Raw genomic sequence first — 13,297 nt, forward strand, 5'->3', positions numbered from 1 at the left:
AAAGGCCAGCTCATCGGCTGGCCTCACGGGCGCTTAACGTTCCGTTTCGTTTAGCGGCCAGGACTCGAACAGATAGCCGTCGAAATTAATATCATCGACGTCGGACAGTGCCAGCAGCCGGTTTTTTACATTTTCCAGATGCTGCCACATGGCATGTTTGGCGGCTTTGGCATCTTTTTTGATAAGCGCAGCCAGGATAAGCTTATGGTCGCTAAGCCACTCGCTGCGATAGTGATTATTTTCCAGATGGCTGTGCAGCTGAACCCACATCGGGTTGTTCTCGCGCCACTGCCAGGATTGCCTGAACAGCTCCACCAGCATGCTGTTATGGGTCGCCTCGGCAATCGCCAGGTGAAACTGCCTGTCGCCGCTTTCCCCCTCTTCCGACGCCAGCTCCTGCTCTTCAACCTGCAAAGCACGGCGCATTTTCATGATGTCTTCGCGGGTAGCCTGCTGCGCGGCGAACTCGGCGATATTGCTCTCCAGCAGTTGGCGAGCCTGCAATAGCTCAAACGGCCCGGCATCGTTGCACTGCGTGGCGGAAACCGTCTCTCCGGCAATCGCCTGGCGGGGCATAGCAATAACAAAAATGCCCGCACCGCGCCGGACTTCAATCAGCCCCTCGATTTCCAGCATGATCAGCGCTTCACGCACTACGGTGCGGCTAACCGCCAGTAAAGAGGCAATCTCCCGCTCCGGCGGCAGCCTGTCGCCCAGGGCATACTGCTGCCCGGCTATCATCTCGCGCAGCATCACGCCCACTTCCTGGTAAGGGCGCTGCGGCGGGACGGCGGATTTTTCGTGGGTTTGTGGTTTCATCATTGCTCACAACAGGCCGGGAATGCGCCAGACTATAGCATAATTGGTTGACCCATTCCCTTGCCCCGGTGAGAGTGTGCAGGCTTTATTTCGTGAAGAAGGCCCGCTGAATAGCCAGCTCAACCCCGCGAACCTCCGCCAGCCCTTTCAGGCGGCCAATCGCCGAATAACCCGGATTCACTTTCTTTTTCAGATCGTCGAGCATCTGGTGGCCGTGATCCGGGCGCATAGGGATCAAGTCTTCCCGCCCCGCAGCCTTGCGGCGCTGCTCTTCTTCCGCAATGGCCTTCACTACTTCATACATATCCACATCGCCATACAAATGAGCCGCTTCGTGGAAGGTCTTCGGGTTATCTTCCCGCAGCGTGGAGCGTAAATGGGTGAAGTAGATGCGCGGGCCGAAGCGTTTGATCATCCCGACCAGATCGTTGTCGGCGCGCACGCCGTAAGAGCCGGTACACATGGTGAAACCGTTCGCCTCGCTGCTAACCGCCTCAACCATCCACTGCATATCTTCCACGGTAGAAACAATGCGCGGCAGGCCGAGAATGGGGCGCGGAGGATCGTCCGGGTGCACCGCCATGCGAAGCCCCACTTGTTCGGCAACAGGAATAATGCCGCGCAGGAAGTAAGCGAAGTTCTCGCGCAGCTTTGTTTTGTCGATATCTTTGTAGGTATCAAGCCGGGCGCGGAACTGATCCAGCGTGTAGCCTTCTTCCGCTCCGGGCAGGCCAGCAATGATGTTGCGCGTCAGACGGGCTTTTTCTTCATCGCTCATTTCGGCAAAACGCCGGTTCGCCTGCTCAATTTCTTCGGCGCTGTAGTCCGCCTGTGCACCTTTACGTTGCAGGATGTGCAGCTCAAAGGCGGCAAATTCGATTTGGTCAAAGCGCAGCGCTTTGGAGCCGTCCGGCAGCTGATATTCGAGGTCGGTTCGCGTCCAGTCCAGCACCGGCATAAAGTTGTAGCACACGGTATATATGCCGCACTGCGCCAGGTTGCGCAGGCTCTGGCGGTAGTTTTCAATCCACAGGTCGTACTGCCCGCTGTGGGTTTTGATCTCTTCGTGGATAGGCACGCTTTCAACCACCGACCACTCCAGCCCAGCCGCCTCAATCATCGCTTTACGCTTGAGGATCTCGTCCACCGGCCAGACTTCGCCGTTTGGAATGTGATGCAGTGCGGTGACAACGCCTGTGGCACCGGCCTGGCGCACATCGGCCAGCGTTACCGGATCGTTCGGACCATACCAACGCCAGGTTTGTTTCATGTAGCATCCTCGATAGCTTTTAATTGGTTGACCACCCAATCTCGCGACTGAGCACCATGATTCATCCACTCTATGACGAACAAATTCGGCTAATTTAGAGAGGCTGTCAATCAGAGAAGAATAATTGGTTAACCAAAATCACAATTTAGCACACAACATTGAGGATAAATCGCAAAAAGCTATAGGACATCTATAAACTGCGGACACAAAAAAACCCGCCTAAGCGGGTTTTTTAACTACTGAAACGTCAGGCTGGATTACAGCGCAACAACGTTAGCAGCAGCTGGGCCTTTAGCGCCGTTCTCGATAGAGAACTCAACTTTCTGGCCTTCGTCGAGAGTCTTGAAGTTATCGCTCTGGATTGCAGAGAAGTGTACGAACACGTCTTTGCTGCCGTCAGCAGGAGAGATAAAACCGAAACCTTTCTCAGCGTTGAACCATTTTACTAAACCAGTCATTTTGTTAGACATAGATATTACCTTTTTCATTATCTTGAGCCACTAAACGCGGCGAACATGGTCTGTTCAGCAGAGTTGGACTTATTCGGGCACTTAGGAGGAGACTCGAGAAGAAGGGATATCTAAGATAGCGCTTGAACTGAGGACTGCTTTACTAAAACTGCTTTCATAAGGTCTGTGTTCCAAACCGAGAGCTAATCTCTCACGTCCTTACTCATTTATCAAGAACAACTTTCAAATAAAAAATATTCTCATTTAATTTCCCGAGAAATGAACCCTCTCTTCCGCAGAGGAGAGGGGGTTGTATTACTCAGCCACCTTAACAATCAGCTTGCCGAAGTTCTTCCCGGAAAGCAGGCCCTGGAACGCCTCGACGCTTTTCTCCAGGCCGTCCACGATATCTTCGCGGAACTCAATCTCACCGGCAGCAATCCATTCGCTCATCTGTTTAAAGAATTCTTCGTAACGATGGTCGTAATCCAGGCTAATGATAAAACCTTCCACGCGCATGCGTTTTTTCAGAATGGTCGACATCAGCTGCGGCAAACGGTCTTGTTCAAAGGCGCTATTTTCACCGTTGTACTGGCTTATCATGCCGCAAACTGGGATGCGCGCTTTGGTGTTGAGAAGAGGGAGCACCGCGTCAAACACCGCGCCGCCGACGTTTTCAAAATAGACATCGATGCCGTTCGGGCAGGCTTTTGCCAGCTGTTCGGCAAAGTCGCTGGCGCGGTGATCGAGGCAAACATCAAACTTCAGCGTCTCTTTTACATAGCGGCATTTCTCTTCCCCGCCGGCAATACCAACGACCTTCGCGCCACGCAGGCGAGCGGTTTGCCCGACAACGGAACCCACGGCTCCGCTGGCCGCCGCTACCACCACCGTTTCACCCGGCTGCGGATTGCCGATATCGGTCAGCCCCATATAGCCGGTAAAGCCCGGCATCCCAAGCAGCCCCAGCGCCCAGGAAGGATGCGCCATATTTTTATCCAGCTTGCGGAGCCCTTCGCCGTTCGAAATAGCGTAGTCCTGCCAGCCAGCATAGGACAGCACCAGGTCGCCGGGCTGATAATCGGGATGCTGAGAGCTTTCCACGCGGCTAACGGTCCCGCCAACAATTACTTCTCCGATACCAATGGGTGCAGAGTAAGATTTGGCGTCACTCATGCGCCCACGCATATACGGGTCGAGTGAAAGATAAAGAGTGCGCAGCAGCACCTCGCCTTTACCGGGCGCGGGCACGGCGATCTCTTCCAGATGAATATCTTCGCGAGTTGGCATGCCCTGCGGGCGCTGTGCCAAGACGAAGCGACGGTTTTTATCAGCAGACTGGGCCATCAGGAGCTCCTTAGTTTTCCAGAGTGAAAACTTCAGACTAGTCAAAATCGGGCCGGGGCAGCATGAAATTCGTGCGGCATAGGATTTATGCCGCAACTTCCGCTAAAACGATACTTACGGCCAGCAGATCGGCGCTGCCGCCGGGGCTGAGATTACGGGCCATCAGCTCCGAGTCCATCTGCTGTAAATCTTCTGTCGTCCAGCCCTGTGTCAGCAGGCGAGCGGCATAGCGCTGAACGTAGCGCAGGCCGGTCAGCCCGCCTCGCGACGCCAGATTAGTATCAGGATTAACCGCCATCAGGCGCAGCATCGCATTCAAAAGACGGCGCTGCGCGTCGGCTTCCTGATGCCAATAAGGCAGCACATGTTGGCGTACCGTCAAAAATCCGCTTTCGGCTTCGCCACGCGCCCCGGTCAAACCAAACTGCTGATACAGCCTTTCACCAACGGTTGCCGCCTTACGCGCCATAACCAGCTCTCTTTCCACCAGGCCGCTGCACATCTCACCCACCGTGGCGCACAGCTTCGCGGCGGTCAATTTTTCCCCCTGCCCCAGCAGGCGGCCTGCGGCGGTAGACAGCAGCCCGAGAGAGAACACGCCGCCTTTATGCGTGTTCACCCCGTCGGTAGCCTGATACATCGCCTGCTCACAGGCTATTCCGGCCGGGCGGATCAGCCGCAGCATTTCACCGCTCCCGCGCCCGGCGTGCTCAAGCCCAAGCGCGTGAAAAGTGCCGAACCACGGCGATATAGCGGCGATACTGCGAAGAAACATCGGCAGGTCCATATCCCGATGCGAGCCGTTATTTACGCTATCCACCAGCCCAGGCTTTGGCGTCAGCCAGACTTCATCCAGCAGGGCCTGCCGCACCAGCTCCGGAACGTCCGGCAGCGGCGCGGCGACGGTATTAATCCCTGGCAAACCAGCCATCTATTAGCCTCTCTACGCGTTGAGTCACCTCATCCAGCGGATGGCGACGGGAACGGGCGCAGGCATGAGCCGGTTCGTTGCATACCAGGCAACGCCGCCCCGCCATATCCAACGAGCTTCGCCCCACCGGGCCGTTCTCCGGGCAGATAACATCTGCGTCCCACAGCCGGCCGAGCGGGTGAGTTTGCTCCAGCTCTACCGTTGCCGCTTTCAGCTCGCTAGCCGCATGTGCCACGCTCCACATCGCTTCCGCCCCGGTTGGCAGCCAAAATACCTGCCTCTCCAGCACCGGCCAGTGACGCTGCCACAGCAGCTGATCGCACGCCTGCAAAGCCACCGCCATGCAGTTGCGGTAGCGAATGCTGTCTTTAACCGGACCGGGCGTCACCAGCGTCAGGGAAAGCACCGGCTGCCGGTGGCGCACCAGCCAGTCATGCTGCCTGCGGGCGCGCTTCTCTTTGGCCTCCAGCAGCGCTTCAAGGGTAATGCCTTCATGCTCCAGCAGGGCTTCGCTCATGGTGTTTACTCCTCTTTGACCTGGCGCACCACGTCGATCACGCTGCCGTCACGGTAGCGGATCACGCCGACAATACGCCGGGTGAACTCGATAGGCCTTGGCTCCCCGGTCAGGGAAATGGCGCGTTTGTAGAGATCTGCGATATCCACAACTTTCACGCCCGCGGCCAGCAGCCGTTCGCGGATCTCCGGACGCGCCGGATTCACGGCAATACCGTGGTCGGTAACCAGGACGTCGATACTTTCACCCGGCGTTACCCGCGTGGTGACGCGTTTGACTACGGTCGGAATGCGGGTGCGCAGCAGCGGCGCGACCACAATCGTCAGGTTTGCGGCGCTGGCTACGTCGCAGTGGCCGCCGGAAGCGCCGCGCATGACGCCGTCGGAGCCGGTTATTACATTGACGTTAAAATCGATATCTATCTCTAAGGCGCTGAGAATAACCACGTCCAGCTGGTCACAGCTGGCGGCTTTTGCCGTCGGGTTGGCGTAGACGTTGGTGGAGATCTCAACGTGGTTCGGGTTACGCGCCAGCGAGGCCGCTGCCTGTCCGTCAAAGCATTGAGTATCGAGCAGCTTTTCGATCAGGCCTTTCTCATGCAGATCAACCAGGCTCCCGGTGATCCCGCCCAGCGCGAAGCGAGCCACCACGCCGTTGCGCTCCATTTTCTCTTCCATAAAGCGCGTGCAGGCGGTAGCCGCCGCGCCGGAGCCGGTTTGCATTGAGAAACCGTTACGAAAATACCCCGAGTGCTCGATGACTTCGGCGGCCGCACGGGCAATCATCAGCTCGCGCGGGTTGCTGGTTACGCGGGCCGCGCCCACGCTAATTTTGGCCGGATCGCCGACGGTATCGACCTTGACGATGTAATCCACTTCGTCCTGCATCAGGCTGGCAGGCATGTTGGGAAACGGCACCAGTTCTTCGGCCAGTAGCACAACTTTGCGGGCAAAGTGAGCGTCCACTTTGGCATAGCCAAGCGAGCCGCAGCAGGATTTACCGTGAGTGCCGTTGGCATTGCCGAACTCATCGCTACACGGCACGCCCAGAAACGCCACGTCGATGTTCAGCTCGCCGTCCTGCAACAGCTTCACGCGGCCGCCGTGGGAGTGAATTTGCACCGGCTCGTCCATCAGGCCGTGAGAAATAGCCTCCGCCAGCTTGCCGCGCATGCCCGAGGTGTAAATACGGGTGATAACGCCGGAGCGGATGTGCTCGATAAGCGCTTCATTGCAGGTCATCAACGAACTGGAGGCCAGAGTGAGGTTTATAAAGCCGAGGCGAGCGAGCGTGGCGACTACGTGGTTAATCACGCGGTCTCCCTCGCGAAACGCGTGATGGAAGGAAATGGTCATGCCGTCTTTCAGCCCGCTTTGGGCAATCGCCTGCTCCAGCGTGCCGCAGAGTTTGCGGTTTTTCTTCGCCTCAGCGTCCTTAAGCCATGGGGTAATCTGGTGCGCACCTTCAAAATCAGTGAGATGTGAAAGATGCGGGTAATCGAGGTGCAAAAGTTCAGTCATGTTGCTCATTGTTTTATCCTTAGCGGCGCACGCCGGAAGCAGAAGCGCGTTCCAGAACCACCTGCGCGTGATTGATAATTGGCGCATCAATCATCTTGCCGTTTAGCGACACTACGCCCAGCCCGTTACGCTCGCCTTCATCCGCCGCGGCAATCACCCGGCGAGCATAATCAACCTCTTCCTGAGTCGGCGCGTAGGCGTTATGCAGCAGCTCAATCTGCCGTGGGTTAATCAGCGATTTCCCGTTGAAGCCCATCTTGCGGATCAGCTCGACTTCGCGCAGGAATCCCGCTTCGTTATTCACGTCCGACCAAACCACATCGAAGGCATCAATTCCTGCGGCACGAGCGGCATGCAGCACCGCACAGCGGGCATAGAAAAGCTCCGTGCCGTCGCCACGTTCGGTCTGCATGTCCATCACGTAGTCAAACGCCGCCAGCGCAATACCGATAAGGCGCGGGGAGGAACGAGCAATAGCCACGGCGTTTATCACGCCCACGGCGGACTCAATCGCCGCCATTAATTTGGTGGAACCTGGCTCGCGCCCGCAAGCTTTTTCAATGCGTTCAAGGTGCGACTCAAGCAGGAAAATGTCTTCCGGCGTATCGGTTTTCGGCAGGCGCACTACGTCCACACCGGCGCGAACTACAGCTTCAAGATCGGCAAGACCAAAAGGCGTATTCAGCGGATTGATGCGTACCACGGTTTCAATATCGCGGTACATCGGATGCTGGAGCGCGTGGAATACCAGCACGCGGGCGGTATCTTTCTCGCGCAGGGCAACCGCATCTTCCAGATCGAACATGATCGAGTCCGGGCGGTAGATAAAAGCGGTTGAAAGCATGGCGGCATTGGCACCGGGGAGAAATAGCATGCTGCGACGGAGTTTTTTCATTGTAATTTTTCCCAGTCAATTTGTTCGACGTTGGCCGCACGCAGCACCGCGCTTTGCAGCCGGGCGCGGATCACGCAGTCCAGCGCGCCTTTGTCTTCAAGAATAAAAATGCCCTCTTTCACCCCGAGCTGTTGCAGGGTCTGCTCCGCTACTTTGCGAATCTGCTCGCCAAACTGCTTTTGCACTTCGCTGTGGGTAATCAGGCTGAATTCCCCTTCGGCGGGAGCCACCCGCACCAGCAGATCGCTGGACTCGAGCGTGCCGGCTAAAGCTTCCTTAACTATTTTCATAAGGCTTTGTCCTGGTTAAAAAATCAGGCCACATCCAGAGCGTAATAACGCTGGAGATGGCTAAAGGTTGTTTCCGGGACTATTTCCCGGATGCGGGCCATTTGCTGGCTCTTGAGTAAGGCACGGACTTCCGAGGCGGATATCGCCCGCCCGGCGGCATGGCATTTACGCGGCAGCTCCACCACCTGAAGCGAGGCCGCGCTATGGTTGCGGTGTACCTCGAGCCAGTAGCGCATGGCCTGGTTGTACTCACGCGTGACGGCGCAAAACGGTTCGTTGCCAACAAAACGGTGGGTAATTCCGAGCGCGGGAGCGATGTAGTCGCGGAAAATCATCAAGTCCATCGCGCTCCAGGTTTTGTCGATAAGGCCGCTCTCCTTCAGGAAATAGCCCGGAAAAGTGGCGCGGGAAATCAGGTAGTCGGAACCCCGATGCACGATGACGTTCGGCAAATGCGCCACGCCCCGGCAAACCATCTCCCAGCGCTCTTCAAACGGGAAAAAGGAGGCGTCTTCACGTACCACGAACAGATGCAGCCAGTCGCAGCGCGCCGCCGCCTGCTCCGCTAAATAGCGATGGCCCAGGGTGAACGGGTTGGCGTTCATCACAATCGAGCCGATGCGGCTCCCGGGCTTGCGCTTTTTTTCCAGCCCGGCGCAGTAGCGGCTAATGCCGACGGGCGTGTTTTCCATCAGCACCGCCGTCTCTTCCACCTGCACCAGCGGCCAGAAGCCGCCCTGGCGAAAGCGCTCAAGATTGTGCGGGCGAGTAAACAGAAATAGATGCGCATTGCCGCGCTCCATCGCCATGTGCTGTATCTCGCCCAGCAAACGAACGCTGAGGTTATCGCCGCGCCAGGCCTCATCCACCGCCACGCATTTGATGGTGCGCCACGCCAGCCCTGCACAGCCCACGATCCGGCGTCCCGCAGCGGCAACCACAAACAGCTGAATATCGCCGTCGAGGCCGAGCTGATTGCATTCCAGTAGCTCACGGATCGCCGCCAGCTCCTTCGGCTGCCTTAGAGGATCGACGGTTCTGAACTCAATGGGATTGGAGTGGTACATAGCGTTAGTGGGCCACCGCCACGGCGGCCTGCGGCGCACGCGCTTCAACGATCACATTGCTGAGATGGCCGATGCGTTCAATTTCAACTTCAATACAATCGCCCGGTTTCATAAACAGCGGCGGCGTGCGTTTTTTACCTACCCCGCCCGGAGATCCGGTAATGATCACATCGCCAGCGCCGAGCGAAGTGAAGGTGCTGATGTATTCGATAAGCTCCGCCACTTTGTGGATCATGCTGCTCGTGTTGTCTTCCTGCACCATGCGGCCGTTAAGCCAGGTGCGGATCGCCAGATCGTGAGGATCGGTAATTTCGTCGGCGGTAGTCATCCACGGCCCAAAGGAACCGGTCTGTGGCCAGTTTTTTCCGGCGGTAAACCAGCTGTGCTGCCAGTCCCGTGCCGAACCGTCCATGTAGCAGCTGTAACCGGCAACGTGGCTCAGAGCATCTGCGGCGGCGATATTCACTCCGCCTTTGCCGATGATCACCGCCAGCTCGCCTTCGTAATCAAATTCGCTGGAGTGGTGCGGTTTAACCACCGGGCCGTTATGTCCGGTCTGGGAATCCGCAAAGCGCACGAACAGCGTGGGAGCCGGGTTGTGCTGGTCAAACTCTTTGCGCTTGTCGGCGTAGTTCATGCCAACGCAGAGGATCTTTTCCGGGCGCTCAATCACCGGCAGCCAGCTGACATCGGCGGGAGAGAAGTCGGCAGCCAGCCCGGCAAACGGCAGAGCTTCGTGTACGGCATCCGCCGCCAGCAGGGCTTTAAGATCCGCAAAGCGGGTGCCTAAGCGACGGCCAAGATCAACAATACCTTCAGCCGTAACGATGCCGTAGCTACGCTGACCCTGCAGTAAATAACTCGCGAGTTTCATAACAGTTCCTGGTTAATCAAAAATCAGACAAGAAAGTTGCCAAGCACCAGCAGCGCCACCGAAACGTTAATTGCGCCGCCGATGCGGGTGGCAATTTGTGCGAACGGCATCAGCGACATGCGATTGCCTGCGGTAAGAATCGCAACGTCGCCGGTGCCGCCCTGCCCGCTCTGGCAGCAGGAGACAATCGCCACGTCGATAGGATGCATACCGATTTTTTTACCGACGAAGAAGCCGGTCGCCACCAGCGCGCTGACGGTGCTGACGATGACCAGCAGGTTGTTGATGGTGAAAGCGTCAACCAGCTCGTTCCACGGCGTAATCGCCACGCCCACGGCGAAGAGGATTGGGTAGGTGACGGCGGTCTGGAAGAATTTATAAACCACCTGCGAACCGGCAAGCATGCGCGGAGAAACGCCGTGGCAAAGCTTGATAAGAACAGCAACAAACAACATACCGACCGGTGCAGGCAGGCCAATCAGTTTGTGCAGCAGCATGCCGACCATGTAGAGCAGCACCGCCAGCAGCGCGCCGGAAGCGATAGTAGTAACGTCCGCTTTACCGCTGAACATCGACGTGGAGGGCTCTTTCTCACCGTTGGCTTTTTTGCCCGGCATCAGCTCCCCTTCCCCGGTCAGATGCGGGAAGCGCTTACCCAGTTGGTTCAGGCATCCGGAGATAACAATCGCCGTCAGGCTACCCAGCATCACGATAGGCAGAATGCGGCCCAGCGCCACGCCCTGGTCCATATGCAGCAGGGTGGCATAGCCGATGGAAAGCGGAATAGCCCCTTCGCCCACTCCGCCGGCCATAATAGGCAAAATCAGGAAGAAGAAGATCTGGAAGGGTTCAAGGCCTAACGCCAGCCCAACGCCCATGCCAACAACCATGCCAACCACTTCACCGCACAGCATCGGGAAGAAGATGCGCAGGAAGCCCTGAATCAGCGCGGTGCGGTTCATGCTCATGATGCTGCCGACGATAATGCAGCAGATGTAGAGATAGAGAATGTTGGTGGATTTGTAGAATTTGGTGGTGGACTCCACCACTACATCCGGCAGCAGCCCGTAATAGACCAGCGCGGAAGGGATAAAGGTAGCGCAGATGGCGGCGGCACCCATTTTGCCGATAACCGGCAGGCGCTTACCGAACTCGCCGCAGGCGAAGCCGAAGAAAGCCAGAGTGGCCACCATCACCACGATGTCGCTCGGCAGCTTGCCGCCCAGGCAGTCAATGGCTATCAGCGCGCCGGCCAGGACAAACAGCGGCAGCGGGATAATGCCCACTTTCCAGCTGTCGAGAATATGCCACCAGCGCTCCTTCATCGACGGCTTATTAATATCAATAGGTTCTGGAATGATGTTGTAGGAATCATCGGTCGTGCTCATAATCAAGCTCCTTATTTTAATTTGTCGGAGCAGACTAAAAGATTAAATACCCATGTAATGTGAGGGCAAGCAGATTAAAACAGTTAATTTAAAGGCATCTATGGCGTTAATGGTTTTAATTGTTGGCGTGGTTTTTATGGTTTTTATTAATAGGCTTAGAGAAACCTTAAGCTAGCCTAAAAAACAGCAGATAGAGGATGAAAAACGCCGTTGCGTGAGGTTGTTCAAACTTTCACTCAAAGCCACGTAGACTGCGGCTCATCAGTGTTAAGCTGGCGTCTTGCTCTGCTGAATACACGCTGGATTATGAAAGTCTCTTTTCAAATACGCTTATTTATCTACCTCGTCGCCTTTTTTTCGGTGCTATTTTGCATGCTCGGCACCTATTACTATTTCGACGTTGGCCGCCAGCTTTATCAGGAAATGAGCACCCGCGCCAGAATTCAGGCAGAAGATATTGCCTTAATTCCCACATTACAGGATTCTGTAGCCAGAAAGGATATTCCGGCAATCCATAGCTTTATGCAAAAACTGGTTAGCCACAGCGACGCCAGCTTTATCGTTATTGGCGATGACCACGGCATCCATCTCTACCACTCGGCCTACGCAGACCGGGTGGGCAAAACCCTGGTCGGCGGCGATAACGAAGAGGTTTTACAGGGCAAAAGCATTACCACTTTGCGCCAGGGCGGCCTTGGTCTTTCATTGCGCAGCAAAGCGCCGATTTTTGACCAACACGGCAAAGTCATCGGCATCGTTTCCGTAGGCTACCTGAAAAGCTATCTCGACGATGTCACCTCCGGCAAAGTGATTAATATTCTGCTGGCCGCCGCTTTTCTGCTGGTCGCCTTATTCGTTTTTTCCTGGTACTTCACCCGCAGCATTAAAAAGCAGATGTTTTCCCTGGAGCCCAGGCAGATAAGCCTGCTGGTGCGCCAGCAGAAGGCGATGATGGAGTCGATTTATGAAGGGGTAATAGCCATTGATAGCCAGTCGCATATTGAGGTTATCAATAAGGCGGCGAAAAAACTGCTCGGACTGAACCAGCCTTCGCGCGAGATCAGAGGCAGGCAGCTTGCCGAGGTGATTAACCCGGTCGCGTTCTTCAACCCTGAAGTGATGCTGGCTCGCGATACCCACGACGAAATTTGCGCCTTCAACGATCTCAGCGTGGTGGCAAGCCGGGTGCGCATCGAACTGGAAGGCAAGTTGCAGGGATGGGTTATCACCTTCCGCGACCGCAAGGATATCGACAGCCTGAGCTTCCAGCTAAGCCAGGTAAAACGCTATGTCGACAACCTGCGCATCATGCGTCATGAGCAGTTAAACCGTATGGCGACGCTTGCCGGGCTGCTGCATATGGCACGCTACGACGAGGCTAAACGCTACATCAAAGCGCAGTCCGAACATGCTCAGGAAGTGCTGGATTTTGTCTCAGCGCGTTTCTGCTCCGCCACGCTTTGCGGGCTGCTGCTCGGGAAATATGCCAGAGCGAGAGAAAAAGGGGTGGTGCTGGCGTTCGACCCGGCCTGCAGCATGACCCGCATGCCCGCTAACGTGCCGGAGTCAGAGCTGATTTCGATTATTGGCAACCTGCTGGATAACGCAATTGAAGCCACGCAGCGCGCCGAAGGCGAACACCAGCCGGTTGAAGTGTATATCGTGCTCAACGAACGAGAACTGGTGATTGAAGTGGCCGATCACGGCGTAGGCATTGCCCCGGAGCTGCGTGAGCATATTTTCACCCCCGGCGTCACCACCAAGACCCACGGCGATCACGGGCTGGGGCTGCACCTTATCGCCAGTTATGTTGCGCTGGCAAAAGGCAGCGTGGAGGTTTCCGACAACCTGCCGAGCGGAACCGTTTTCTCGGTCTTTATTCCAGACGTTGTCGTTCCGGGCAGCAACCTCAACCCAACGTAAGGCTTTT

Annotated in this window: 13 protein-coding genes; 1 reads left to right on the forward strand and 12 read right to left on the reverse strand. The window is 56.4% G+C overall.

Annotated features, from left to right (window positions below):
* Positions 1–33: 33 nt before the first annotated feature.
* The 12 genes from uxuR to FOC35_RS06145 form a co-directional block, all read right to left on the reverse strand.
* Complete coding sequence (gene uxuR / locus FOC35_RS06090) at positions 34–822, reverse strand: Uxu operon transcriptional regulator (RefSeq protein WP_016534713.1); 789 nt, start codon at positions 820–822, stop codon at positions 34–36.
* Positions 823–904: 82 nt separating this feature from the next.
* Positions 905–2,089 (reverse strand): mannonate dehydratase, encoded by a 1,185-nt coding sequence (gene uxuA / locus FOC35_RS06095; RefSeq protein ID WP_172568439.1) that lies wholly within the window; start codon positions 2,087–2,089, stop codon positions 905–907.
* Positions 2,090–2,346: 257 nt separating this feature from the next.
* Complete coding sequence (gene cspA, locus FOC35_RS06100; protein ID WP_039897868.1) at positions 2,347–2,559, reverse strand: RNA chaperone/antiterminator CspA; 213 nt, start codon at positions 2,557–2,559, stop codon at positions 2,347–2,349.
* A 294-nt stretch (positions 2,560–2,853) separates the two neighbouring features.
* Positions 2,854–3,885: an NADP-dependent oxidoreductase gene (locus tag FOC35_RS06105; protein ID WP_172568440.1), complete on the reverse strand. Its 1,032-nt coding sequence runs from the start codon at positions 3,883–3,885 to the stop codon at positions 2,854–2,856.
* An 85-nt stretch (positions 3,886–3,970) separates the two neighbouring features.
* Positions 3,971–4,816 carry a triphosphoribosyl-dephospho-CoA synthase CitG gene (gene citG / locus FOC35_RS06110; RefSeq protein WP_172568441.1) on the reverse strand — a complete coding sequence of 282 codons (846 nt, stop codon included), beginning with the start codon at positions 4,814–4,816 and terminating at the stop codon, positions 3,971–3,973.
* On the reverse strand, positions 4,794–5,333 hold the full coding sequence (gene citX / locus FOC35_RS06115; protein ID WP_016534708.1) for a citrate lyase holo-[acyl-carrier protein] synthase: 540 nt from the start codon (positions 5,331–5,333) through the stop codon (positions 4,794–4,796). The genes citG and citX overlap by 23 nt, the downstream gene beginning before the upstream one ends.
* 5 nt (positions 5,334–5,338) lie before the next feature.
* Positions 5,339–6,862: a citrate lyase subunit alpha gene (gene citF, locus FOC35_RS06120; protein WP_172568442.1), complete on the reverse strand. Its 1,524-nt coding sequence runs from the start codon at positions 6,860–6,862 to the stop codon at positions 5,339–5,341.
* 10 nt (positions 6,863–6,872) lie between these two features.
* The gene (gene citE, locus FOC35_RS06125; protein ID WP_172568443.1) at positions 6,873–7,748 is read right to left on the reverse strand and encodes a citrate (pro-3S)-lyase subunit beta; all 876 of its coding nucleotides are present in this window, start codon (positions 7,746–7,748) and stop codon (positions 6,873–6,875) included.
* Positions 7,745–8,038 carry a citrate lyase acyl carrier protein gene (gene citD, locus FOC35_RS06130; RefSeq protein WP_016534705.1) on the reverse strand — a complete coding sequence of 98 codons (294 nt, stop codon included), beginning with the start codon at positions 8,036–8,038 and terminating at the stop codon, positions 7,745–7,747. Before citD ends, citE begins: the two co-directional genes overlap by 4 nt.
* Positions 8,039–8,061: 23 nt before the next feature.
* Positions 8,062–9,105 (reverse strand): [citrate (pro-3S)-lyase] ligase, encoded by a 1,044-nt coding sequence (gene citC / locus FOC35_RS06135; RefSeq protein WP_172568444.1) that lies wholly within the window; start codon positions 9,103–9,105, stop codon positions 8,062–8,064.
* 4 nt (positions 9,106–9,109) lie between these two features.
* The gene (locus tag FOC35_RS06140; protein WP_172568445.1) at positions 9,110–9,979 is read right to left on the reverse strand and encodes a fumarylacetoacetate hydrolase family protein; all 870 of its coding nucleotides are present in this window, start codon (positions 9,977–9,979) and stop codon (positions 9,110–9,112) included.
* Positions 9,980–10,002: 23 nt separating this feature from the next.
* The gene (locus tag FOC35_RS06145; protein ID WP_016534702.1) at positions 10,003–11,367 is read right to left on the reverse strand and encodes a 2-hydroxycarboxylate transporter family protein; all 1,365 of its coding nucleotides are present in this window, start codon (positions 11,365–11,367) and stop codon (positions 10,003–10,005) included.
* A 306-nt stretch (positions 11,368–11,673) separates the two neighbouring features.
* On the opposite strand from FOC35_RS06145, the gene FOC35_RS06150 reads away from it, so the two are divergent.
* The gene (locus FOC35_RS06150) at positions 11,674–13,290 is read left to right on the forward strand and encodes a sensor histidine kinase (protein WP_172568446.1); all 1,617 of its coding nucleotides are present in this window, start codon (positions 11,674–11,676) and stop codon (positions 13,288–13,290) included.
* The last annotated feature ends 7 nt before the right edge of the window (positions 13,291–13,297 follow it).

The sequence above is a fragment of the Cedecea sp. FDAARGOS_727 genome (genome assembly GCF_012273235.1).
GTDB classification, from domain to species: domain Bacteria; phylum Pseudomonadota; class Gammaproteobacteria; order Enterobacterales; family Enterobacteriaceae; genus Cedecea; species Cedecea davisae.